Source organism: Actinoplanes cyaneus (genome assembly GCF_016862095.1).
Classification (GTDB): Bacteria; Actinomycetota; Actinomycetes; order Mycobacteriales; family Micromonosporaceae; genus Actinoplanes; species Actinoplanes cyaneus.
This window is the reverse complement of sequence record NZ_BOMH01000013.1, coordinates 202,621-224,241: the sequence shown is the minus strand read 5'-3', so window position 1 is coordinate 224,241 and position 21,621 is coordinate 202,621. Positions and strand designations below refer to the sequence as shown.

Here is a 21,621-nt window from a genome sequence, read left to right as displayed (position 1 = left end):
CGGGCGGTGCTGTCAGGAGGGTGGTGCGGAGAGGCGCCGGCGACGGTGCTGCGCCTGATCGACCAGTCGCTGGGCGACCTCGCGGAGCTTCACGTTCGACCGGCTGGAGATGGTGGCCAGGACTCTGAACGCCTCGTCGGGGGTGCAGCCCTTGTCCGCCATCACGATTCCCTTCGCCTGCTCGATCACCGCCCGCGAGGCCATGGCCTGTTCCAGGTCAGCCGTGAGTTCGACGCTGTCCTCGTACGTGGCGGCGTTGGCGACCAGGACGGCGGCGCGGGTGGCGAACAGGGTGGCCGCGGCGCGTACCTCGTCGTCGAAGGGCCGGTCCCCGGTGCCGTAGAAGTTGAGGGCGCCGATGATCCACTGCGGGCCGGGCAGTCCGACGGCTAGGACCCGTCGCACCCCGTGCCGGTGGCAGGCCGCGGAGAATGCCTCGTAGGTCCGGTCCGTGGCGGTGTCCGGGATGGAGATGATGCCGCCGGTGAGGGCGGCGTCCAGGCAGGGGCCTCGCCCGGTCTCGTACTGCCGCTCGTCGAGCACGGGTGCTCGATCTCCGCTGAAGGCGACGGTGCGGGGCCGTTTCCGGGGGTCGATCACGGTCACCGAGACCTCGGCGGCGGCGGGGACGGCGACATGGGCGGCGAGGACCGGTGGCCCGAGTTCACCGCTCGCGCGGTGCGGTCCGGATGTCACTGCTCGATGTCGGTCGGCTTGCCCGTGCACGAGTCCGCCGCGGGCGCGCTCAACATCTACGCGACCGAGCCACGGGCGTTCGACGACGACGCGGTCGCGCTGGCACAGACCTTCGCCGGGTACGCCGCCGTCGCGATGGCCAACGTCCACCTCTACGACAGCCAGGCCGCCCTGGCCCACCACATGCAGACCGCCATGGCCGGCCGCGCCGTCATCGAACAGGCCAAGGGCATCGTCATGGGCGAGCGGCACTGCAGCGCCGACGAGGCGTTCCAGCTCCTGGTCAAGCTGTCCCAGGGCACCAACCGCAAGCTGCGGGACGTCGCCCAGGCACTGGTCGACCGCGCGGCCGGCAACGGCTGACAGCGGTCCGGGTCATTCCCGGCCGGGTGCACCGGGCCGGACCAGACCCGTCTCGTACGCCGCCACGACCGCCTGCACCCGGTCCCGCAGGCCCAGTTTGGCGAGGATCCGCTTCATGTGGGTCTTCACCGTCGACTCCTCGACGAACAACTCCCCGGCTATCTCCGCGTTCGACAGTCCACGCGCCACCAGCTCGAGGACGTCCCGCTCCCGGGCGGTCAACGCCCGCAACCGTCCGGCCACCACCGGGTCCGGTGGTGACGCCGTGGCGATCCGGTCGATCACCGTCCGCGTCACCGACGGCGACAGCAGCGAGTCACCGTCGGCCACCGTGTGGATCGCCTCGATCAACTGCTCCGGCCTGGTCCGCTTCAGCAGGAAGCCGGACGCACCGGCACTGAGCGCCCCGAACACGTAGTCGTCGTCCTCGAACGTGGTCAGCATCAGCACGCGTGCCGCGGGGGCGACCCCGGCCAGCTCGCGCGTCGCGGCGATGCCGTCCTGATGCGGCATGCGCACGTCCATCAGCACCACGTCCGGTCGCAACGCCCGGGCCGACGCGACCGCCACACGGCCGTCGGCGGCCTCCCCGACCACGTCGATCGAGGCGTCGCTGGACAACACCGCCCGCAGCCCGGCCCGCATCAGATCGTCGTCGTCGACGATCAGCACCCGCACCGGCCCGGTCACGCGGAGATCCCCATCGACGCCTGGTACGGCAGCCGGGCCCGCAGCCGGAAGACCCCGCCGTCCACGGGGCCGGCGTCCAGCAAGCCGTCCAGCAGCGCGGCACGCTCACGCATCCCGACGATCCCCATGCCCCGGCGACGGCGCTGCCGCTCACCGACCGGGTTGCTGACCACGATCTCCACCGCGGCCGGCCCGTACGACATCCGCACGTCAGCGGTGCCGGCCCCGTGCCGGGCGGCGTTCGTCAGCCCCTCCTGCAGGATCCGGTAGGCGGCCCACGCCACGGCGCTCGGCAACCCCCGCGGCGCCCCGTCGAACGTCGCCGTCACCCGCAGCCCGCCGGCCCGGTGCCGATCCACCAGCTGCTCCAGCGCGGCAGTGTCGGCCGGCGCGGGATCGGCCGGCGCCGGGCCGGTCGGCCCGGCGGCCTCCTGCCGCAGCGCGCGGACGAGGCGGTCGATGTCGGTGATCGTCGCGGACGCCACCTCCTCGATGGTGGTGATCGCCTGCACCGACCGGTCCGGATCCTGCCGGTGCAGCAGACGGGCCGCGCCCGCCTGAACGAGAATCACGTTGATCGCGTGCCCCGCCGAGTCGTGCAGCTCCCGCGCGATCCTGGTGCGTTCCTCGGCGGCGACCAGACGCCGCTGCACCTGGATCTCCTGCTCGCGCAGCCGGGCGTGGTCCTCCAGCTCGACGATGCGTTCGCGGCGCAGCCGGGTCCGGTCACCGGCGATCCACACCAGCCCGAACATGGCCACCCAGGCGAACAGCCCCGGCGACATCCCGAGGACCGACTGGCCGTCGAGGGCCATCACGGCGATCGCCACCGGCACGTAACCGGCGACCCCCGCCGCGGCCAGCAACCTGCGCCGCGGGGTGTGGCCGCCACCCACGGCCTCGGCGAGCAGATACGTCGCGGCGAGCGGCCCGGGCGGCACGTCGAGGGCATAGCCCAGCCCCAGCATGACCAGCGAGACGACCGAGGTCACCGCCCACATCACGCCGGGCAGCCGGCGGGCGAGCAGCAGCGGCGCCACCGACGCGGCCGTCAGCGCGAAGCCGGCCGCGTCGAGCTCTCGGTACCCCGTCGTCGCCGGAGTGCCCAGACCTCCCGCGCGCAGCATCGCGATGGTGAAGGCCCCGGCGGCGAGCGCCACCGCGGCGTCGGCCGCGACCCGGCCGCGCGCCCCCATCTTGACCGGCATCAGTCCACCTTACGGGCGGCCGCCGGGGTCGCGGATCCCTCAGCGGGAGCATCCGGCATCCCCCTTCAGGGGTACGCGCGGAGCCCACCTCGGAGCGTTTCGGCGCAGTGCCGCCCGTCCGTAGCGTCACCTTCCGTCACCACCGTCGCATCGGAGAGAGTCGATGACCATCACAGAAACGCCCCGGGGCAGCGTGTTCGAACGCCTCGCCGGGTTCGCCGACCGGCACCGCTGGACCGCCGTGTTGCTGTGGGTGCTGATCCTGGCCGGGGTCACCGCCGGGTCGGGCCTGGCCGGCACCGACTACCACAACGACTTCACCCTGCCCGGCGCCGACTCGCAGAAGGCCCAGGACCTGCTGAACGAGCGCGCCCCGGCCCGGGCCGGCGCCACCCTCGACATCGTGGTGCGCGCCCCGGCCGACGTGACCGCGCCGGCCACCCGCACCGCCGTCGAGGCCATGCTCGCCCAGGTGCGCGCGCTCCCGCACGTCGCCGAGGTCGTCAGCCCCTATCCGGCGGGCGACGCCCCACCGTCCGCCATCTCCGCCGACCGCACCATCGCGTACGCGACCGTCGCCCTCGATGTTCCCGCCGAGGCGATGCCCGCCGACGACACCCGCCGCATCATCAGCGCCGCCCGCACCGCCGCCGGCGCCGGGCTGGCCGTCGAGGTGGGCGGCGACCCGGCCCGGGCCGCCGAGGAGTCCGAGGGCGGCCCGGCCGAAGGCGCCGGCCTGCTCGCCGCGCTGATCGTGCTGGTCTTCCTCTTCGGGTCGCTGCTCGCCGCCAGCCTGCCGATCATCATCGCGGTGTTCGCCGTCGGCACCGCCATCGGCCTGGTCGCCCTCGCCTCCCACGTCGCCACGGTCGCCGACTTCACGACCCCGCTGCTGATCCTCGTCGGCCTCGGCGTCGGCATCGACTACGCGCTGCTGGTCTTCTCCCGCTACCGCGGCGAGCTGATCGCCGGGACCGACCGGCCGGCTGCCGTCCGCGCCGCGCTGGACACCGCCGGCCGTACCGTCTTCTTCGCCGGCACCACCGTGCTGATCGCCCTGCTCGGCCTCGTGCTGCTCGGCCTCGGCGCCCTGCAGGGCGTCGCCGTCGCCCTGGCCGTCACCGTCCTGGTCACCATGCTCGCGGCGCTGACCCTGCTGCCCGCGCTGCTCGGCCTGTTCGGCGCCCGCATCGAGCGCTCCATCATCCGCCGCCGGGAGAGAGCCACCCGCCGCGGCCGGCCCCAGCGCGAGGAGGGACACCTCTGGCGCCGCTGGAGCGACGCGGTCGCCCGCCGCCCGTGGCCGGCGCTGCTGCTGCCGCTGATCGTGCTGCTCTGGCTGGCCGCGCCCCTGCTGGGCATGCGGCTCGGCTTCGCCGACGCCGGCAACGACGCCGGAACCAAGACCAGCACCCGGGCGTACGACCTGCTCGCCGAAGGATTCGGACCCGGCGTCAACGGCCCGCTGGTCATCGTCGTGCACACGCCCGGAGGGCAGGCCGGCACCGCCGCCGGAGCCGTGCGGCAGGCGCTCGCCGGCACCCCCGGCGTCGCCGGCGTCATCCCGCCGATCTCCGCACCGGGCGGTGACGTCGCCACCGTCATCGCCTTCCCGGCCTCGGCCCCGCAGGACGAGGCCACGGCCGAGCTAGTCACCACGCTGCGCGACGACGTCCTCGCCCCGGTGGCCACCGCCAACGGCGCCACGGTCCTGATCGGCGGGCCCACCGCTGCCGTCATCGACGTCTCCGCCGCCATCGCCGCCCGGCTGCCGCTGTTCGTCGCGGTCGTCGTCGGCCTCTCCGCCCTGCTGCTGCTCCTGCTGTTCCGCTCCCTGCTGATCCCGGTGAAGGCCGCGGTCCTCAACCTGCTCAGCGTCGGCGTCGCGATGGGCGTCATCACCGTGGTGTTCCAGCACGGCGCGGCCGGCGTGACGCCCGGCCCGATCGAGGCGTACGTCCCGGTCATGATCTTCGCGATCGTCTTCGGCCTGTCCATGGACTACGAGGTGTTCCTGCTGGCCCGCATGCACGAGCACTGGGAACGCACCGGGAACGCCGCGGCCGCGGTCCGGGAGGGGCTCGCCACCACCGGCCGGGTCGTCACGGCCGCCGCCGCGATCATGGTGGTGGTGTTCGGCGCCTTCCTGCTCTCCCCGGACCGCATGCTCCAGCAGTTCGGGCTCGGCCTGGCGGTGGCCGTCCTGGTCGACGCCGTGGTCATCCGCTGCCTGCTGCTGCCGGCCGCCATGCACCTGTTCGGCGCCCGCGCCTGGTGGCTCCCGGCCGCGCTGGCCCGCCGGCTGCCCCGCCTCGCCCTGGAACACCGGTAGGCGGTGTTTCGCAGCGTGCTCGGGGCCGCGGCGTGCCCGGGGCCGCTGCGTGCTCGGGGCCGCTGCGTGCTCGGGGCCGCTGCGTGCTCGGGGCCACGGCGTGGCCGCACTGCGAAACACCGCCTGCGTCCCGGCGGCGCGCGACCGGACTATTCGATGGCGGAGAAGAGGCCGGTGATCTCCACCTGCGCGCCGCCGAGCCCGCCGAAGACCGCACCCGCGACCGGCGTGGCGACCGCGGCCGAGGCGTCCTCGTAGCTGGCGAAGTACAGGTCCAGCGTCCGGTACGCGGGGGTGGCGGTGCCGTCCTCCTTGGGCCACACCTTGGCCGACTCGAGGCGCTGCAGCTTCGGGAACGTCGCGGCGGCCGCGCGCACGCCCTCGTAGACCTTCTCGAACTCGTCCGGGTCGGCCGGGTTGCCGATGATGATGGTGATCTTGGTGGGCACGGTGCTCTCCATGACAATCGAACCTTTCAGAGGAAATCGAACACTTGGCGTACGACCGTCGCGGCTCGCGATCAGCGGCCGTAGGTCTCCAGCAGTCGCAGCCAGACCTCGCTGACCGTGGGGTACGACGGGACCGCGTGCCACAGCCGGTCGAGGGGCACCTCACCGACGATCGCGATCGTGGCGGCGTGCAGCAGTTCGGCGACGTCCGGGCCGACTAGGGTGAACCCGACGATCACCCGGCGGTCCTCGTCGACGACCATGCGGGCCTGCCCCTGGTAGCCCTCGGCGTGCAGCGAGGCCCCGGCCACCGAGCCCAGGTCGTAGTCGACGACCCTGGTGCGCAGCCCGGCTGCCTGTGCCGCGGCCGCGGTCAGCCCGACGGAGGCGATCTCTGGGTCGGTGAACACCACCTGCGGCACCGCCCGCTCGTCGGCGGTCACGGCGTGGCGGCCCCAGGCGCCGGTGTCCGCCGGCTCGCCCCCGGCGCGGGCCACGATCGCGTCGCCGAGCGCACGAGCCTGGTACTTGCCCTGGTGGGTCAGCAGCACGCGACGGTTGACGTCGCCGGCGGCATACAGCCAGTCCCCCGCGTCGAGAACGCGCAGCGACTCGTCGACGGCCAGCCAGCCGCCGGGCTCCAACCCGATGCTGTCCAGGCCGATGTCCTGAGTGTTCGGGGTCCGGCCGATCGCGACCAGAATCTCGTCCGCGTCGACCTGGCCGCCCTCGGCGAGGGTGACGTGCACGGTGCCGGCGGCGTCCCGGCTCACCGCGACGGCTTCCGCGCCGGCCCGCACCGACACCCCGGCCGCCGTCAGCGACGCGCTGACCTTCTCCCCCGCGAACGGCTCGGCCTGCGGGAGCACCCCGTCACGGGCCAGCAGCGTCACCGAGGAACCGAGAGCGGCGAACGCGGTGGCCATCTCCGACCCGACCACCCCGGCGCCGATCACCACCAGGCGGCCCGGCACCGCCTTCGCCGACGCCGCCTCACGGCTGGTCCACGGCCGGGCGTCCCGCAGACCCGCGATGTCCGGCACCAGCGCGCTGCTCCCGGTCGCGACGACGACCGCGTGCCGGGCGGTCAGCGTGGTGGTCGTCCCGTCGGCGCCGGTGACCTCGACGGCACGCTCGCCGCTGATCCGGCCCTGACCGCGGAACAACGCGATCCCCGCCGACTCGAGCCACGAGACCTGGCCGTCGTCCTTCCAGTTCGAGGCGAACGAGTCACGCCGGCCGAGCACCGCCGCCACGTCGAGCTCCCCGGTCGCGGCCTCCCGGGCGCCCGGCACCTGACGGGCCGCCCGCAACGCCGCCGCGCTGCGCAGCAACGCCTTCGTCGGCATGCACGCCCAGTACGAGCATTCACCGCCGACCAGTTCCCGCTCCACGATCGCCGCGGTCAGGCCACCACGCACCACGCGGTCGGCCACGTTCTCCCCGACCGGACCGGCGCCGATCACGATGACGTCGTACTCAGAAATGGGCATGATCAGTTGCCTTTCGCGGCGCGGCCGAGACGGATGGCGGCGATGAGGAAGAAGACGGCGCCGGGGACGGCGTAGCCGGCCGCATTCGTCAGCGCCGGGTGGTCCGCGGAGGCGCCGGCGATGAACGAGCCGCCGGCGAGCACCGAGATGCCACCGCTGACGATCATCGGCCACTGACCACCCATCTTGCGACGCGGGACCGCCACGATCAGCTGGACCAGGCCGGCCACGATCGCCCAGGCGCCCCAGACCCGCAGCATCGCCGGGATGCCGGACGCCGCGGCGGCGCCGAGGCCGATGGCGGTGAGCAGGCTGACCGCGATGTTGACGTAGAGCAGGGCCGGCGAGCCGGTGGTCCGTGACGAGCGCAGGTCGTAGACGGCGGCGCCGACGTCGAAGAGCGGGTAGAGCACGAACAGCGTCACCGTGAGCGGGTTGATCTCCTTCGCGGTGGTGATCGCCACGACGGCCCACACGATCGCGAACGCGAATCGGATGAAGTACAGCCGGCGCAGCGCGGAGGCCGTCCGGGCGATGCCGGACGGAGCAGCGGTGGTGGTCACGATGACCCCTTCGATCGAGACTGACAGAGACCGAACGTTCTGTCACGAGCCAGCATGATGCCGTCGCGCTCGACCTGTCAAGACCGAACGTTCTATCTAACTGTGGGCTGCTCCGGCTCGGCAGAGTGAACGTTCTGTCGCTACGATGGGGCGATGACGCGCGGCGACACCGAACCCCGGCCCTCCGAGGCGCGAACCCGGCTCCTCACGACCGCGACCAGGATCTTCTACACGGAGGGGATCCACTCCGTCGGCGTCGACCGGATCATCGCCGAGGCGAAGGTGACCCGGGCAACCTTCTACCGGCACTTCCCGGGCAAGGAGGATCTGATCCTGGCCTATCTTCGCGAGGTCCATCGCATGGATCGGGCCCAGGTCGACGCGGCCCTGGCCGCCACCGGCAGGTCGCCGGTCGAGCTGCTGACGGGCATCGCCGCCGCCATCGCCGCGCGCATCCAGTCCCCCGGTTTCCGGGGCTGCGCCTTCCTCAACGCCGCCGCGGAGTACCCGGACAGGGATCATCCCGTGCACCGCGAGATCATCGCCCACCGGCAATGGTTCCTCGACACGCTGACCGCGCTGATGGCGCAGGTGCACGAGGAGACAGCGGATCCCGCCGCGCGCCACTTCGTGATGCTCCGCGACGGCGCCATGGCGGCCGGATGCCTCTACGACCCGCAGCTGGTGGCCGAGACGTTCCTGCGCGGGGTCGAGGGGCTCCTGCGGATCAACACGGAACGCCAGGCGGCCGAGTCCGCGCAGCCGGTTCGGTAGGGCCGGCCGTCACGAGGGCCGGAGACCGCCCGGACGCACCAAGTCGTCCGGGCGGGCCGGATTACTCCACGCCGTGCAGGGCGACCAGCGGAATGCGACGAGTGGTCTTCGTCTGGTAGTCGGCGAAGCCGGGCATCGCCGCCGTCACCCGCGCCCAGGTCTGCTCGTAGTCGTCACCGGCGATCTCGGCGGCCCGGACCGCCCTGGTCTCGGTGCCGACCTCGATCTTCGTGTCGGGATGGGCCTTGAGGTTGTAGAACCAGTCCGGATTCTGCGGTGCACCACCTTTCGACGCCACGATCACCAGGCGATCACCGTCGTCGAAGTAGGCCAGCGGACTGACCCGCTCCACCCCGCTGCGGGCGCCGGTGTGGTGCAGGAGCAGAAGCGCGTCGCCGAACTGGGCGAGCCCCTTGCCACCCTTGGCCCGGAACTCATCGATGATCTTGGAGTTCCAGTCATTGAAGTCGCTCATGCCGAAACCCTACCCAGGGGTTCGGCCGCGAGGTTCTGCCCCGCGGACCACGCGGGGCTGAACCCAGGTGACCTCCGTCGCACGAGTTGCCTCTGACATCAACGTCAGGTCCTACCGTGGACGTATGCAGATCAACGGAGCAGTCGCCCTGGTCACGGGCGCGAATCGCGGTCTCGGCCGCCACTTCACCCAGCAGTTGCTCGAGCGCGGCGCGACCAAGGTGTACGCCACCGCCCGCCGCCCCGAGCTGATCGACATCCCGGGCGCAGAGCCGCTGCGCCTGGACATCACCGACCCGTCCTCGATCGCCGCGGCCGCCGAGATCGCCACCGACGTGACGCTGCTGATCAACAATGCCGGCGTCTCGACCAACGCGAAGCTGGTCACCGGCGACCTCGACAAGATCCGGCTCGAGCTGGACACCCACTTCTGGGGCACGCTCGGCATGATCCGCGCGTTCGCGCCACGGCTGGGCGGCGGCGCGATCCTCAACGTGCTGTCCGCGCTGTCGTGGTTCAACATCGACGGCGCCGGCGCGTACGGCGTCGCCAAGGCCGCCGCGTGGAACCTGACCAACGGCGTACGCCTCGAGCTGGCCGCGCAGAAGACCCTGGTGACCGGACTGCATCTGGGCGCCGCGGACACCGACATGATGGCCGGCTACCAGGGTCCGAAAGCGGACCCCGCGGTCATCGTCAGGGCCGCCCTCGACGGTGTCGAGCAGAACCTGATCGAGGTCGTGGCCGACGAGTGGAGCGCCACGGTCAAGGCGTCGCTCGCCGCGGACCCGAGCAAGTTCTACACCCTCGGCTAGGAACACGGCCGCGCCGAGCAGGCGCCCGCCGCACCATCACGCCGCGCATGGCGGGTCACGCCATTTCGTCGTGCTCATTTGTCAATTGCCGGTATTCGCCTCTCCGAAGTGTTATAAGGGCTGCTCACAGCGAGTCGTCGCCGTACGGGAGAAGTGCAAGGAAAGCGTCGGGAAACGCATCTCAACACATTGACGCAAACCTATTGCACTTCTAACGTACGACGTATTACCCGGCTCTCCCCCAGGAGCAATCCCCGTGACCCAACGATCGTTTCGCATCGTCCTCGCCACCGTGTCGAGCCTGCTGCTGACCGGCGGGATCGTCAGCACCGGTGGAAGCGCCGCGGTGGCCGCCACCGTCGGCACCGCCACCCGGATCGTCGGCGGCCAGTCGGGCCGCTGCCTCGACGTGCCCAACTCCGCCACCACCAACGGCCTGCAGGCTCAGCTGTACGACTGCTCGGGCGCCACCGGCCAGTCCTGGACCTGGACCAGCGGCAGACAACTGACCGTGTACGGCGGCAAGTGCCTGGACGCCTCCGGGCAGGGCACCGCCAACGGCACCACCGCCGTCATCTGGGACTGCAACGGCCAGGCCAACCAGCAGTGGAACGTCAACGCCAACGGCACGATCACCGGCGTGCAGTCCGGACTGTGCCTGGACGCCAACGCGGCCGGCACCGCCAACGGCACCAGGGTGATCCTGTGGGCCTGCAACGGTCAGGCGAACCAGCAGTGGGCCCAGGTCACACCGGGCGGCGGCACCACGGGCGGGCCCTGTGACCTCTACGCCGCCGGCGGCACCCCGTGCGTCGCGGCGCACAGCACCGTGCGGGCGCTCTACAGCTCCTACCGCGGCAACCTCTACCAGGTGCGGCGCAGCTCCGACAACAGCACCCGCGCGATCGGCGCCCTCAGCGGCGGGGCGGCCGACGCCGCGAGCCAGGACTCCTTCTGCGCCGGCACCACCTGTGTCGTCACCGTCCTCTACGACCAGTCGGGGCGCGGCAACGACCTCTGGTACCAGGGGTCGGCGGCCGTTCCCGGCTCACCGCAGAGCAGGCCGGCGGTGGCGACGACCGAGTCGCTGAGCGTCGGCGGCGCCAAGGCGTACTCGCTCTACATCAACCCGGGCAACAGCTACTGGCGCGACGGGCACCTGACCGGGGTCCCGACCGGCAGCGCACCCGAGGGCATGTACATGGTCACCAGCGGCACCCACGTCAACAGCGGCTGCTGCTTCGACTACGGCAACAGCGAGACCACCCGCAAGGCCGACGCCGCCGGCGCCATGGACGCGATCTACTTCGGCACGAGCTGCTGGTTCGGCGGCTGCTCGGGCTCCGGGCCGTGGGTGCAGGCCGACCTCGAGTGGGGCCTGTTCCCCGGCGGCAGCAGCTCGTGGAACGCCAACCAGCGTGCGTTCACCAGCAAGTTCGTGACCGCGACGCTGAAGAACAACGGGACCTCCCGCTTCGCGATCAAGGGCAGCAACGCGCAGAGCGGCAGCCTCTACACCCTGTGGGACGGTTCGCTGCCGCCCGGCTACAGCCCGATGAAGAAGCAGGGCGCGATCGTGCTCGGCAGCGGTGGTGACTGCTGCAAGCCCGACGGCGGCGCCAACCAGAGCGCCGGCACGTTCTACGAGGGCGCCATGGTCGCCGGCTACCCGTCGGACGCCACCGAGAACGCCGTGCAGGCGAACATCGTCGCCGCCGGTTACCGCTGATCAGGCAGGGCCGCTCCGGACGGCCGGCGGTGCTGCCGCCGGCTCGGGAGCGGCCCGGTCCTGGCGTAGGACTCAGACCGCTCGCCGCGCCTCGGCGAAGAAAGTTCGCGAGGACGGCAGCAACCACGCCGGCCCATCGCGTTCATAGGGAGGAACCCTTCCCCCAGTACGCGAGGAGTCACATCAATGGCAGCCAGCCGCAGGCTCAAGGTGGGGCTCACCATGACGGCCGTCGTGCTCGCCGCTCTCGGCGCCGGCATCGGCACGGCGAGCGCCGGCACGCGCGCCCCCTGGCACAACGCCAACCCGAACCGGGGCAATCCGACCAAGAGCGTTCCCCCGAAGACCGCTCCTGCGAAGGCCTCCCCCGCGGTGAGCCCGGTCTCCCCGGCCGCGACCTCCGCACGGCCGGCTCCGGCCGGGACCAGCGCTCCGGCCTCCCCCGCCGCGTCCGCGCCGGCCACGGCCACCGCCACCGCCAAGGCCGGCTCGTGGACGCCGCCACCGGCCAACGCGACGTTCGACTACCAGATCGGCGGCGCCTACACCCCGCCGGCCGGCGTCACCGTGGTCAGCCGTGACAGCGAGGCCGCTCCGGCCGCCGGAATCTACAACATCTGCTACGTCAACGCCTTCCAGGCCCAGCCCGGCGCCGAGTCGTGGTGGAAGACCAACCACCCCGACCTGCTGCTGCGCGACGCCAAGGGCAACCTCGTGATCGACGAGGACTGGGACGAGCCGATGCTCGACTTCTCCACCGAGGCCAAGCGCACCGCCCTGACCGGCGTCGTGGGCGGCTGGATGGACCAGTGCGCGGCCAAGGGTTACAAGGCCGTCGAGCCGGACAACCTGGATTCGTACACCCGGTCCAAGGGCCTTCTGACCCAGACCCAGGCGATCGCGTACGCCACCTCGCTGGCCACCCGCGCACACGCCAAGGGCCTCGCCGTCGGGCAGAAGAACACCGCCGACCTGAGCAGCGCCAACGTCAAGAAGATCGGGTTCGACTTCGCCGTCGCCGAGGAGTGCGCCGAGTACGACGAGTGCGGCGCGTACACCGCCTCGTACGGGAACAATGTGATCGTGATCGAGTACTCGCGCAGCGGCTTCACCAAGGCGTGCAACTCCTTCGGCAGCCGCCTGTCGATCGTGCTGCGCGACGTCGACGTCACCACCCCGGGATCCGGGTCGTACGTCCACGAGGCGTGCTGAACCGCTGTCCCGATTCCGCAACGCCCCCGAGACCTCCGGCGCCCACCAGGCGTCCGGAGGTCTCCGGCGTCGAGGCGAACAGGCCACGATGACCACCGACAGATCGACAGCCCCCTCCCCCGGCCGCACCGACGACTTCGACGAGTTCGTCACCGGTCGTGGCCGCGCGCTGCTGAAGTTCGCGTACGTGCTCTCCGGCGACGCGCACCTGGCCGAGGATCTCGTGCAGGAGGTGCTGGCCCGGCTGCACCGCCGCTGGGATCGGATCACCGCCATGGACAACCCCGAGGCGTACGTCCGGACCGCGATCGTGCGGCAGTTCCTGTCGTGGCGGCGGCGCCGCGCGTACCGGGAGGCGGTCCTCGCCGAGGTGCCCGAACCGGCCCCGTCCGACGCGCCCGAGCACCGAGTCCTGGCCCGTGACCAGATGTGGCAACTGCTGCGCGGCCTGCCCCGGTCGCAGCGAGCCGTCCTGGTCCTGCGGTTCTACTGCGACCTGCCGGACGAGGAGATCGCCGCTCTGCTGGGGTGCGGCAAGTCGACGGTACGGTCACAGGCCGCCCGCGCGCTCGCCCAGATGCGGACCACCCTGAGCCAGAGAGGAGCCGGTGGCGATGGATGACCTGAACCGCATGCTCGCGGAGACGCTGCACGACGCCGCCGGTGCGGCCCCGTCCGAGGCCGGCCTGCTGGGCAGCGTGCACGACCGGTCCCGCCGGTACCGCAGGCGCCGGCTGGTCACCGTCACCGCGGTGTCCGCCGCCGCGGCCGTGGTCGTCGCCGGCATCCCGGTCGTGACCATGCTGGCCACCCGGCCGCGGCCGGACCTGCCACCGGCCGCGTCGCGCCCGGCCGTGACCGCCACGCCCTCCGGCCCGGCCGCGTCGCCGTCGCCCGCGGCGAGCAGCCGGCCCCCGAACCGGCCCTCGTCGGCGCCGCCCTCCGCGCACACCTCGTCCACGGCCGGCGCGGTGACGCTGAGCAAGGGGTGGACCGCGCCGGTGTTCCCGTACACCCTGCCGGCCACCGACGGGCTGAGCGCGCCGGTCGCGTCGATGGACGACGGCGACCCGGTCGCCTTCTTCGAGGCCACCGAGACCCGCCACCACGCGGACGTCACGGTCACGGTCTCGGCAAGCGAACCGGTCTTCACCACCACCGCGGCGCGGACCCCGGAACAGGTCCGCGGGCACGCCGGCACGCTGCGGACCGTCGACGTGGCACCCGCGAAGCAGCTGATCCTGTACTGGAAGGAGTCGTCCGGCCGGTGGATCCAGGTGGCCACCGACGACACGTACACGCCGGATCAGGTGGTGGCGCTCGCCGAATCGATGACGGCCGCCGCCGTAGCCGTGGCGCCGCCCTTCGATCTCGAGCTGAGTCCCGGCGGCCTGGCGACCACGACGGTGACCGCGTCCCGGATGGTCTTCCGCTCGCCGGCCGGCGGCGAGTTCAGCACGGTGCTGCGGAAACGGCAGCAGCTCGCCGGCGTCAACCGGAAGGTCGGCGGGCGCGACGCCGTGCTGACCCGGCGGCCCGGCCAGGTGACCCTCTCCGTCGACGTCCCGGACTGGGACGCCACGCTGCAGATCACCGTCGGCGGCGGGCTCACCGTCAGCGACACCGATCTGCTCCGGTACGCCGAGGGTGTGCACGTCCTGAACCGTTCCGACCCGGAGTGACAGCGGACGCCGGCCCTCGTGACAGGGCCGGCGTTCCGGGGGTCGCTCTCAGATGCCGAGCAGTTGGCGGGTCACCGCGGCCGCGGTGTCCACGGGAGCCAGGCTCCGCTGCACCTTGGCCATGACGCTGGCCCCCATCCAGAGCTGGTAGAGAGCGTCGGCGGTCGCCCGGGCATCCCCGGTGAACGGCGAGGACCCGTCGGCGGCGGCCCCGATGATGGCGCGCTCGAGGCGGTCGACGATCTTCGTCGTTCCGGCTTTCAGGGCCAGTCGCATCGGCTCGGACATGTCCGCCACCTCCGCGCCCAGCTTGACGGCCAGGCACTTGCCCTCGCAGTCGCCGAAGCTCTGCGAGGCGCGCCAGGACGCGAAGTAGGCCAGGATCTTGGTGGCCCAGTCCTGATCGGGCGCGCTCAGGATCTCGTCCATCTCCGCCAGGTACTGCTCGAAGTAACGCTCGATCACGGCCTCGCCGAAGGCGTCCTTCGAGCTGAAGTAGTGGTAGAACGAGCCCTTCGGCACGCCGGCGCTGGACAGCACCTCGTTGATCCCGACTGCGGCATAACCCTTGTGCGCGAAGAACCGCTCAGCGGCCAGCAACAGGTCCGTACGCGTGTCGCGGTTGAGGTTCTTGGTCGCCATGACATCAGCCTACGCTTCGATTAGACCGGTCGGCTACTCATGGGCGCGGCACCGGCATGACGTCCACCCTGATTGGTAAAGGTGTCCCGGGCCGGGCGACCGCACGGCCGGCCCGGCCAGAAGGATGACACGGTCAGGCGGTGGCGCGCTCGTCGAGCAGCGCGAGCAGCACATCGGCGGCCTCGGCCGACGAAGCGGGGTTCTGACCGGTGATCAGCAGCCCGTCGCGCACCACGTAGGAGCCCCAGTCCGGGCCCTTGGAGTAGACGCCGCCGTTGGCCTTGAGCACGTCCTCGACGAGGAACGGCACCACCTCGGTCAGGCCGACGCCCTCCTCCTCGGTGTTGGCGAACCCGGTGACCGGGCGCCCCTGCACCAGCGGCGAGCCGTCCTCGTTGGTGACGTGCCGCAGCACCCCCGGCGCGTGGCAGACCAGCGCGACCGGCTTGCCCGAGCGCAGCGTGGTCTCGATGATGTTCCTCGAGTCGCTGTCCTCGGCCAGATCCCACAGCGGGCCGTGCCCGCCCGGGTAGAACACCGCGTCGTAGTCGGCCGGGTCGACCGTGCTCAGCACGACCGTCGAGTCCAGCGCGGCCGACGCCTCCGCGTCCGCCTCGAACCGGCGGGTGTCGTCGGTCTGGAATCCCGGCTCGTTGCTCTTCGGGTCCAGCGGCGGGCGCCCGCCCTTCGGCGAGGCCAGCGTGATCGTGGCGCCGGCCTGCTTGAGCCGGTAATACGGCGCCGCGAGCTCCTCCAGCCAGAAACCGGTCTTACGACCCGTCGTGCCCAGCTCGTCGTGCGAGGTCAGAACAACCAGAACGTTCATCTCGGAACCCCTTTTCGGCCGTGCGGTCCGCTCGGCCACATCCAGAACAGTAGACGACTGGTCTACTAGACGGCAAGCCGAGCCTTGATGACCCACGTCACGCGGGCGGCCGATCAGATCGAGGGCTAGGGCTGGGGCTGGGGCTGGGGCGACCCGATCAGACGGTGGCGTCGTCCAGCTGCCGGCGGAGCTTGGCGAGAGCCTTGGTCAGCAGCCGGGAGACGTGCATCTGGGAGACCCCGATCTGCTCGGCGATCTGCTGCTGCGTCAGATTGCCGTAGAAGCGCAGGCTGACGATCCTCTGCTCGCGCTCGTCGAGGCCGGCCAGGGCCGGGGCGAGCAGGATGCGCCGCTCGGCTTCGGCGAACCCGGTGTCCTCGCCGCCGAGGGTGTCGCCGAGCTCGGTGCCGCTCTCGTTCATCGGCGTGGACAGGCTCGTCGAGTTGTAGGCGCGGGCCCCTTCCAGGCCCTCGATCACCTCGTCCTCGCTGATGTCGAGGAAGGCGGCGATGTCGGCGACCGTCGGAGCGTGGGCCAGGGTGTGTGCCAGCGTGTTGTTGGCGGAGGTGATGGCCAGGCGCAGCTCCTGCAGGCGCCGCGGCACCCGCACGGACCAGGTCTTGTCGCGGAAGTGCCGCTTGAGCTCGCCGACGATCGTCGGGATCGCGAAACCGCTGAAGTCGACGCCCCGGTCGGTCTCGAACCGGTCGACGGCCTTGATCAGCCCCATCACGGCGACCTGGTACAAATCGTCGCGCGGCTCGCCCCGGTTGGCGTACCGCTGGGACAGGTGCCGGGCCAGGGGCAGCCACGCCTCGATGGCCCGCTCCCGCAGGCCCGGTCGCGACGGGTGGCCGGCCGGCAGGACCGCCATGGCGTTGATCAGCTCGCTGGCCCGGTCGGTGCTCGCCGAAGCGTCGGTGCGGGTGGCGGTGTCAGCGATGACAGTCATACGGGCACTCCCTGTGGTCGGCTACCGCGCCGGGCGAGGCGGTGATCGGCGGCCGTGGTGGCCGCCTGTCGCTCGGCGCGGGTCCCTACTTCCCCACAAGGGGCGGTCCCGGAAACCACCCGTTCGACTGTCACCACTCCACCGCTGCCAGGGACCGGGCGGTGATGCCCGCGAACGCCCGGCTGGCCAGCATCAGCGCCTGCACGGCCGCGCCGGAGCCGGGTCAGCAGATGGTTGCATGCGGACATGTTTGCACCCGCGGATCTCCCGATCCGGTCAGGCGGCGACGATCAGCGACTGAAGCCGTGCGACAGCGGCCCCTTCTCCCGCGGACCTTGCAGTGTGCAACCTTTGACATCTGCCACGATCGGGCGGCCACGGCTGAGCCGTGTCTCGGGGCGTCAGCTGACGGGGGCCGGCGCACCGGTCTTGACGAAGCGGTCGACCCGCGCGCGGACCGCGGGGTCCACGTTGACGAAGAGCAGCCGCACGTCGCCGGGCTCGTCGCCGCCGGCCCGCACCTGGCAGGTGAACCAGGCGGGCCCGTCCGGCAGCCCGACCTGGACATCGATCTGAGCGTCGCGTTCCAGGTCCTCGACGAGCCGGAGCAGCGAGTCGTCGCTCACCTCGTCCAGGTCGACGGTCACGTGCGCGCCGCCGGCGGACAGGTCGACCGTCCGGCCCGGGAACAGCTGCCCGGACGGGAGCCGCACCGCGACCGGCAGGTGCACCTGCATCCGCTCGGTGCGCCGCCGCTGAATGCCCCCGGCTGCCCCGTCCACCCGCAGGTACACCCCTGGCAGGCTGCCGGCCGGCGAGGCGATCACCGTCCCGTCGATGCTGCAGCCGCGGTTGTTCTGCGTCCACAGCAGCGTGGCGTCGACGCCGACCATCGCGAAACCGGTCAGCCCGAGGCGCAGGGTGCCGTCCGCCTGCCGGGTGACCCGGCAGGTGCGCGCCTCACCGCCGCCGAGGGACACACTGACCATGGGCACAGCCCACGGCTGCGGCTGCTCCAACGTCGCGCTCATGACGTGCCCGTCCCTTCTCGGTGACTCCCGCGCGAGTCGCCCGGGGGTCCGCTGTCCATGCCGCCTGAATATCGGCAGCTCGCGGCGGAGATGAAGGCCGGGGCCGGATTCGCCGGAACGGCCGCTCCGGGCAGGCCGGACCGCCGAAGTACGCTTCGGCGGGAGGTGCGCAATCTTGGACGCCCGACGTGCCTGGCAACCGCCGCGGCCACCCGGCCAGCGACGCGCCGACCACACGGCGATCGTCGGCTGCGACCTGTTCGTCGACGGGTTCGCGGTGGAGAGCCCCGGCTCGGCCGCCGATCTGGCGGAGCTGCACGCGAAAGCCCAGGAGCATGACGGCGGGTTCGTCTGGCTCGGCCTGCACGAGCCGACCGAGGCTGCGCTGGCCCGGGTCGCCGAGGTGTTCGGCCTGCATCCGCTGCCCGTCGAGGACGTTCTGCACCGTGAGCAGCGGGTGAAGTTCGAGCGGTACGAGGAGGTGGCGTTCCTCGTCGTCCGCGCCGCTCGGTATGTCGAGCACGAGCGGATCATGGCCACCAGCGAGATCGTCAGCACCGGTTTCGTCCGCCTCTTCGTCGGGCCGCACTTCGTCATCACGGTGCGGCAGGGCAGCGTCATGGACTTCAGCTCGCTGCGTGACCGCCTGGACGCCGAGCCGGAGTTGCCGGCCCAGGGGCCGTGGGCGGTCGCCTACACGATCCTGGACCACCTCGTCGACGTCTTCGTCGAGACCGCGGCCGCGATGCAGACCGACATCGACCTGACCGAGGCAGCCGTGTTCGCGGCCGGGAAACCGGTGTCGGTGGAGCAGATCTACCAGCTCAAACGCCAGCTGATGAAGTTCAAGGCGGCAGTGGTGCCGCTGCACCGGGCGATGATCGCCCTGCTCGACAAGCGGGTCGCCGACATGCCCAAGGGGATCCGTCGTTACCTCGGGGACGTGGCCGACCATCACACCGCCGTCATGGAGCAGGTGATCGGCTTCGACGACGTGGTCAACGCCCTGCTGCAGGCCCGGCTCACCCAGCTGACGCTGGAGCAGAACGACGACATGCGCAAGATCGCCTCGTGGGCCGCGATCGCCGCGGTGCCGACCACGATCGGCGCCGTCTACGGCATGAACTTCGCCGACATGCCCGAGCTGACCTGGCGGCACGGTTATGCGGACGCCATGCTGCTGATCGCGCTCGGCGCCACCGTCCTCTACTGGCTGCTGCGCCGGGCCGGCTGGCTGTGACCCCGCCCGCGGCGGGGGCGGGCTCACGGCGTACGCGGGAAGGCCTGTGACCCTGGCATGCTCGACGCATGAGCAAGACCGACACCCCGGTGACCGGACTGCCACGACGCCCTGCCCCGGCGTGGGTGGCGCCGGTGCTCGCGCTGCTGGGCGTGGCCACCATCCCGTGGACCGTCTACCTGTCGCTGACGCTGCCGCAGCGGATGGAGATCGGCAACTACCGGACCGCCTGGGTGGGTTTCGACGTGCTGCTGGTGCTGGGGCTGCTGGCCACGGCGTACACGGCGTGGCGCGGCCGGCAGCGGGTCGGGCTGTTCGCCGCGTCGACCGCCACCCTGCTGGTGGTCGACGCGTGGTTCGACGTGACGTTGTCGAACCGGGCCGGGCTGACGACGGCCGTCGTCTCCGCCGCGGTGATCGAGATCCCGCTCGCGCTGCTCTGCGGGTGGATCGCCCTGCACGCCGACCGGCTCGCCGAGCACCGCCTGCGCCGGCTCGCCCGGCAGGCCACCCGGCTGCGGGCCGTGAACGGGAGCCGGACGCCGGGCCATCCAGCGCGACGGCGCGCGGAGGCCCGTCTCGAGCAGCTGCTCCGCGAGGAGACCCGCCTGCGGCACGGCCGGGCCGGAATCACCGATCCGCCCGGGCCCTGACGGTTCTCCGGAACGCCGGAGCGTCCGGTCACCCCTCGCCGAACATCGCGGCCAGCGCCGCGTCCGAGGCACGCAGGGCGTCCCGGTCGAAGGTGCTGCCGGCGGCGACCAGCTCGGCCGCGCCGGTGCGGTCGATCAGCTCGGTGAGGCGGCTCCGCACCCGGGCCGGCGAGCCGGTGACCGCGGCCGCCACGGTCTCCTCGACGTACCACTGCTCCCGCGCGGTCCGGGCCGCCGACCGGGCCGTGGCCACCGGTTCCAGGGGCGGGAACACGCCAGTGGTACGACTCCGGGCCATCGCCCACGCCTCCGGCAGCAGCAGCTCGGCGGCCTCGGCGTCGGTGTCGGCGACCAGCACGTCGAGACTGATCGCCACCCACGGCTCGGGCTGCTGCGGGGACGGGCGGAAGGCGCGCCGGTAGTCGGCCAGCGCCCGTTCACCGCCCTCGCGCAGGAGCGGGCCGCCGACGATCACCGGAAGGCCCAGCTCGGCGGCGATCGGCAGCCCGGATCCGGTGGCCAGCACGTACATCGCAATGCTCCGGTCCGGTTCGGGATGCAGGCTGATCTCGGCGGCACCGGTGAGGAAGTCGCGCAGCTCGGCCAGATCGGCGGCGAAGTCGCGATCGGTCTGCCGCAGGGCCCGGCGGACCGGCGCGGTGAACCCCGGCGAGCGGCCCAGGCCCAGATCGATCCGGCCCGGCGCGAACGCGGAGAGGGTGGCGAACTGCTCGGCGACGACGAGTGGCTGGTGGTGCGGCAGCATCACGCCGGCCGAGCCGAGCCGGACCGTCGTCGTGGCGCCGGCGACAGCGGCCAGCAGGACGGCCGGGGCGGCGCCGGCGATCCCGGGCACGCCGTGGTGCTCGGCGACCCAGAACCGGTGGTAACCGAGCCGCTCGGCGTCGACGGCGCGTGCGACGCTGCCGCGCAGCGCCGCCGCATCGGGCTCACCCACCCGGGTGCGGGAGCGGTCCAGCAGGGAGAGCCGGGGCTCAGCATTGATCACGAAAGGTGCAGCGTTCTCCGGGAAGGGCCTTGTTCCCGGGTACGGGGACGGGACGCGGACGCCTGCCGCGCCCGCGTCCCATCCCCTCGGCGTCAGGGCAGGTCGATCGGGCGCAGCACCCGGTCGATGCCGTGCGCGATCTGCTTGTTGCCCTTGTTGATGTCGAACCGGTTGACGCGCGGGTTACGGTCGCTGCGGTCCGCGTCGATCAGCGCGACGCGCTTGTGCCAGCGGCCGTAGACGTCGACCTTGACCGACGCACCGGTGGCGGTCTTGAGCTTGGCGCCGTCGGACTTGAGCGCGGCCCTGCGGTCGACGGTCGCGCCCGGGACCACGTGGTACAGCAGCACCGTCTCGACGGTGTCGATGCCGAGGCCGGCGACCGCGGTGAACGCGGCCTTCTCGCCCGGCAGGCGCCTGCTGTGCTTGATGTCCGCGACGAGCAACTGGAACGCGCGGTCGTTGGGCAGGAACGCGGTCAGCGCCGTCCGGCCGTCGGTCAGCACTTTGACCGGGCTGGCCGGCTTGGCCTTGAGCACGGCCTGGACCGCGGCCGCCAGGATGTCGTAGTCGTGGCCGTTGCGGTCGAATCCGCTCTTGTCCGCGGTCAGCACCGCGGCCAGCGACTTCGTCCCCAGCGGCTTGGTCTTGGTGTGTGCGGCGGCCGGGGCGGTGGAGAGGGCGGAGGCGACGATCGCGGCGGTGGCTACGGCGGCGGCCCGCCGGCCGGCTCGGGTGATCCTCATTGTCGTGCGTCCTTTCCGGGGTACGGAGGTGGTGGCGTCGGT

23 protein-coding genes are annotated in these 21,621 nt (G+C 72.0%); 10 read left to right on the top strand and 13 right to left on the bottom strand.

What is annotated here, in order from left to right; all coding sequences use genetic code 11:
* Positions 1 to 12: 12 nt before the first annotated feature.
* A complete protein-coding gene (locus tag Acy02nite_RS47160; RefSeq protein WP_425548193.1) occupies positions 13 to 696 on the bottom strand; it encodes a GAF and ANTAR domain-containing protein in 684 nt (227 codons plus the stop codon).
* Between the two features lie 6 nt (positions 697 to 702).
* Between Acy02nite_RS47160 and Acy02nite_RS08445 the strand changes: the two genes are divergently transcribed.
* On the top strand, positions 703 to 1,059 hold the full coding sequence (locus Acy02nite_RS08445) for an ANTAR domain-containing protein (RefSeq protein ID WP_425548194.1): 357 nt from the start codon (positions 703 to 705) through the stop codon (positions 1,057 to 1,059).
* A 12-nt stretch (positions 1,060 to 1,071) separates the two neighbouring features.
* Here the strand turns inward: Acy02nite_RS08445 and Acy02nite_RS08440 are convergent, their stop codons facing one another.
* Both Acy02nite_RS08440 and Acy02nite_RS08435 read right to left on the bottom strand, forming a co-directional pair.
* Entirely contained in the window at positions 1,072 to 1,749 is a 678-nt protein-coding gene (locus Acy02nite_RS08440) for a response regulator (RefSeq protein ID WP_203739263.1), read from the bottom strand.
* Positions 1,746 to 2,957 carry a sensor histidine kinase gene (locus Acy02nite_RS08435; RefSeq protein ID WP_203739262.1) on the bottom strand — a complete coding sequence of 404 codons (1,212 nt, stop codon included), beginning with the start codon at positions 2,955 to 2,957 and terminating at the stop codon, positions 1,746 to 1,748. The genes Acy02nite_RS08440 and Acy02nite_RS08435 overlap by 4 nt, the downstream gene beginning before the upstream one ends.
* Positions 2,958 to 3,120: 163 nt before the next feature.
* On the opposite strand from Acy02nite_RS08435, the gene Acy02nite_RS08430 reads away from it, so the two are divergent.
* On the top strand, positions 3,121 to 5,289 hold the full coding sequence (locus Acy02nite_RS08430; protein ID WP_203739261.1) for an MMPL family transporter: 2,169 nt from the start codon (positions 3,121 to 3,123) through the stop codon (positions 5,287 to 5,289).
* 149 nt (positions 5,290 to 5,438) lie between these two features.
* On the opposite strand, the gene Acy02nite_RS08425 is transcribed toward Acy02nite_RS08430, so the two are convergent.
* Genes Acy02nite_RS08425 through Acy02nite_RS08415 form a run of 3 tightly spaced genes read right to left on the bottom strand, consistent with a single transcriptional unit; the run spans position 5,439 to position 7,794 of the window.
* Positions 5,439 to 5,750: an EthD domain-containing protein gene (locus Acy02nite_RS08425; protein ID WP_203739260.1), complete on the bottom strand. Its 312-nt coding sequence runs from the start codon at positions 5,748 to 5,750 to the stop codon at positions 5,439 to 5,441.
* A 59-nt stretch (positions 5,751 to 5,809) separates the two neighbouring features.
* Positions 5,810 to 7,231 carry a dihydrolipoyl dehydrogenase family protein gene (locus tag Acy02nite_RS08420; protein ID WP_203739259.1) on the bottom strand — a complete coding sequence of 474 codons (1,422 nt, stop codon included), beginning with the start codon at positions 7,229 to 7,231 and terminating at the stop codon, positions 5,810 to 5,812.
* Between the two features lie 2 nt (positions 7,232 to 7,233).
* Positions 7,234 to 7,794 (bottom strand): hypothetical protein, encoded by a 561-nt coding sequence (locus Acy02nite_RS08415; protein ID WP_203739258.1) that lies wholly within the window; start codon positions 7,792 to 7,794, stop codon positions 7,234 to 7,236.
* Between the two features lie 153 nt (positions 7,795 to 7,947).
* On the opposite strand from Acy02nite_RS08415, the gene Acy02nite_RS08410 reads away from it, so the two are divergent.
* Positions 7,948 to 8,568: a TetR/AcrR family transcriptional regulator gene (locus Acy02nite_RS08410; RefSeq protein WP_203739257.1), complete on the top strand. Its 621-nt coding sequence runs from the start codon at positions 7,948 to 7,950 to the stop codon at positions 8,566 to 8,568.
* A gap of 61 nt (positions 8,569 to 8,629) precedes the next feature.
* On the opposite strand, the gene Acy02nite_RS08405 is transcribed toward Acy02nite_RS08410, so the two are convergent.
* Entirely contained in the window at positions 8,630 to 9,043 is a 414-nt protein-coding gene (locus Acy02nite_RS08405) for a nitroreductase family deazaflavin-dependent oxidoreductase (RefSeq protein WP_203739256.1), read from the bottom strand.
* A 124-nt stretch (positions 9,044 to 9,167) separates the two neighbouring features.
* Here Acy02nite_RS08405 and Acy02nite_RS08400 point away from each other — a divergent pair, with 124 nt between their 5' ends.
* The 5 genes from Acy02nite_RS08400 (at position 9,168) to Acy02nite_RS08380 (ending at position 14,480) form a co-directional block, all read left to right on the top strand.
* Positions 9,168 to 9,857: an SDR family oxidoreductase gene (locus Acy02nite_RS08400; RefSeq protein ID WP_203739255.1), complete on the top strand. Its 690-nt coding sequence runs from the start codon at positions 9,168 to 9,170 to the stop codon at positions 9,855 to 9,857.
* A 256-nt stretch (positions 9,858 to 10,113) separates the two neighbouring features.
* On the top strand, positions 10,114 to 11,586 hold the full coding sequence (locus Acy02nite_RS08395) for an arabinofuranosidase catalytic domain-containing protein (RefSeq protein WP_239174449.1): 1,473 nt from the start codon (positions 10,114 to 10,116) through the stop codon (positions 11,584 to 11,586).
* Positions 11,587 to 11,772: 186 nt separating this feature from the next.
* Positions 11,773 to 12,798 carry an endo alpha-1,4 polygalactosaminidase gene (locus Acy02nite_RS08390; protein ID WP_203739254.1) on the top strand — a complete coding sequence of 342 codons (1,026 nt, stop codon included), beginning with the start codon at positions 11,773 to 11,775 and terminating at the stop codon, positions 12,796 to 12,798.
* An 88-nt stretch (positions 12,799 to 12,886) separates the two neighbouring features.
* The gene (locus tag Acy02nite_RS08385) at positions 12,887 to 13,420 is read left to right on the top strand and encodes a SigE family RNA polymerase sigma factor (protein WP_203739253.1); all 534 of its coding nucleotides are present in this window, start codon (positions 12,887 to 12,889) and stop codon (positions 13,418 to 13,420) included.
* On the top strand, positions 13,413 to 14,480 hold the full coding sequence (locus Acy02nite_RS08380) for a hypothetical protein (RefSeq protein WP_203739252.1): 1,068 nt from the start codon (positions 13,413 to 13,415) through the stop codon (positions 14,478 to 14,480). The genes Acy02nite_RS08385 and Acy02nite_RS08380 overlap by 8 nt, the downstream gene beginning before the upstream one ends.
* A gap of 48 nt (positions 14,481 to 14,528) precedes the next feature.
* On the opposite strand, the gene Acy02nite_RS08375 is transcribed toward Acy02nite_RS08380, so the two are convergent.
* The 4 genes from Acy02nite_RS08375 to Acy02nite_RS08360 form a co-directional block, all read right to left on the bottom strand.
* Positions 14,529 to 15,122 carry a TetR/AcrR family transcriptional regulator gene (locus Acy02nite_RS08375; RefSeq protein ID WP_203739251.1) on the bottom strand — a complete coding sequence of 198 codons (594 nt, stop codon included), beginning with the start codon at positions 15,120 to 15,122 and terminating at the stop codon, positions 14,529 to 14,531.
* Positions 15,123 to 15,255: 133 nt separating this feature from the next.
* The gene (locus Acy02nite_RS08370) at positions 15,256 to 15,948 is read right to left on the bottom strand and encodes a type 1 glutamine amidotransferase domain-containing protein (RefSeq protein ID WP_203739250.1); all 693 of its coding nucleotides are present in this window, start codon (positions 15,946 to 15,948) and stop codon (positions 15,256 to 15,258) included.
* Positions 15,949 to 16,105: 157 nt separating this feature from the next.
* Positions 16,106 to 16,900 carry a SigB/SigF/SigG family RNA polymerase sigma factor gene (locus Acy02nite_RS08365; protein ID WP_203739249.1) on the bottom strand — a complete coding sequence of 265 codons (795 nt, stop codon included), beginning with the start codon at positions 16,898 to 16,900 and terminating at the stop codon, positions 16,106 to 16,108.
* A gap of 401 nt (positions 16,901 to 17,301) precedes the next feature.
* Complete coding sequence (locus Acy02nite_RS08360; protein ID WP_203739248.1) at positions 17,302 to 17,931, bottom strand: PilZ domain-containing protein; 630 nt, start codon at positions 17,929 to 17,931, stop codon at positions 17,302 to 17,304.
* A 175-nt stretch (positions 17,932 to 18,106) separates the two neighbouring features.
* Here Acy02nite_RS08360 and Acy02nite_RS08355 point away from each other — a divergent pair, with 175 nt between their 5' ends.
* Positions 18,107 to 19,171, top strand: a complete 1,065-nt coding sequence (locus Acy02nite_RS08355; protein ID WP_203739247.1) for a magnesium and cobalt transport protein CorA — start codon at positions 18,107 to 18,109, stop codon at positions 19,169 to 19,171.
* 68 nt (positions 19,172 to 19,239) lie between these two features.
* Entirely contained in the window at positions 19,240 to 19,824 is a 585-nt protein-coding gene (locus Acy02nite_RS08350) for a hypothetical protein (RefSeq protein ID WP_203739246.1), read from the top strand.
* Positions 19,825 to 19,852: 28 nt separating this feature from the next.
* Here the strand turns inward: Acy02nite_RS08350 and Acy02nite_RS08345 are convergent, their stop codons facing one another.
* Together Acy02nite_RS08345 and Acy02nite_RS08340 are read right to left on the bottom strand one after the other, a co-directional pair.
* Positions 19,853 to 20,833 (bottom strand): MsnO8 family LLM class oxidoreductase, encoded by a 981-nt coding sequence (locus Acy02nite_RS08345; protein ID WP_239174446.1) that lies wholly within the window; start codon positions 20,831 to 20,833, stop codon positions 19,853 to 19,855.
* 92 nt (positions 20,834 to 20,925) lie between these two features.
* Positions 20,926 to 21,579, bottom strand: coding sequence for a fasciclin domain-containing protein (locus Acy02nite_RS08340; protein ID WP_203739245.1), 654 nt, complete (start codon positions 21,577 to 21,579; stop codon positions 20,926 to 20,928).
* Positions 21,580 to 21,621: the final 42 nt, after the last annotated feature.

What these genes read in the sequence shown, in the direction of transcription:
- Acy02nite_RS08375 (WP_203739251.1), bottom strand. Translation starts at nt 15,122, where the DNA reads ATGGCGACCAAGAACCTCAACCGCGACACGCGTACGGACCTGTTGCTG.
- Acy02nite_RS08360 (WP_203739248.1), bottom strand. Translation starts at nt 17,931, where the DNA reads ATGAGCGCGACGTTGGAGCAGCCGCAGCCGTGGGCTGTGCCCATGGTC.
- Acy02nite_RS08405 (WP_203739256.1), bottom strand. Translation starts at nt 9,043, where the DNA reads ATGAGCGACTTCAATGACTGGAACTCCAAGATCATCGATGAGTTCCGG.
- Acy02nite_RS08410 (WP_203739257.1), top strand. Translation starts at nt 7,948, where the DNA reads ATGACGCGCGGCGACACCGAACCCCGGCCCTCCGAGGCGCGAACCCGG.
- Acy02nite_RS08400 (WP_203739255.1), top strand. Translation starts at nt 9,168, where the DNA reads ATGCAGATCAACGGAGCAGTCGCCCTGGTCACGGGCGCGAATCGCGGT.
- Acy02nite_RS08350 (WP_203739246.1), top strand. Translation starts at nt 19,240, where the DNA reads ATGAGCAAGACCGACACCCCGGTGACCGGACTGCCACGACGCCCTGCC.
- Acy02nite_RS08445 (WP_425548194.1), top strand. Translation starts at nt 703, where the DNA reads ATGTCGGTCGGCTTGCCCGTGCACGAGTCCGCCGCGGGCGCGCTCAAC.
- Acy02nite_RS08420 (WP_203739259.1), bottom strand. Translation starts at nt 7,231, where the DNA reads ATGCCCATTTCTGAGTACGACGTCATCGTGATCGGCGCCGGTCCGGTC.
- Acy02nite_RS08380 (WP_203739252.1), top strand. Translation starts at nt 13,413, where the DNA reads ATGGATGACCTGAACCGCATGCTCGCGGAGACGCTGCACGACGCCGCC.
- Acy02nite_RS08385 (WP_203739253.1), top strand. Translation starts at nt 12,887, where the DNA reads ATGACCACCGACAGATCGACAGCCCCCTCCCCCGGCCGCACCGACGAC.
- Acy02nite_RS08370 (WP_203739250.1), bottom strand. Translation starts at nt 15,948, where the DNA reads ATGAACGTTCTGGTTGTTCTGACCTCGCACGACGAGCTGGGCACGACG.
- Acy02nite_RS08365 (WP_203739249.1), bottom strand. Translation starts at nt 16,900, where the DNA reads ATGACTGTCATCGCTGACACCGCCACCCGCACCGACGCTTCGGCGAGC.
- Acy02nite_RS08340 (WP_203739245.1), bottom strand. Translation starts at nt 21,579, where the DNA reads ATGAGGATCACCCGAGCCGGCCGGCGGGCCGCCGCCGTAGCCACCGCC.
- Acy02nite_RS08430 (WP_203739261.1), top strand. Translation starts at nt 3,121, where the DNA reads ATGACCATCACAGAAACGCCCCGGGGCAGCGTGTTCGAACGCCTCGCC.
- Acy02nite_RS08435 (WP_203739262.1), bottom strand. Translation starts at nt 2,957, where the DNA reads ATGCCGGTCAAGATGGGGGCGCGCGGCCGGGTCGCGGCCGACGCCGCG.
- Acy02nite_RS08390 (WP_203739254.1), top strand. Translation starts at nt 11,773, where the DNA reads ATGGCAGCCAGCCGCAGGCTCAAGGTGGGGCTCACCATGACGGCCGTC.
- Acy02nite_RS08425 (WP_203739260.1), bottom strand. Translation starts at nt 5,750, where the DNA reads ATGGAGAGCACCGTGCCCACCAAGATCACCATCATCATCGGCAACCCG.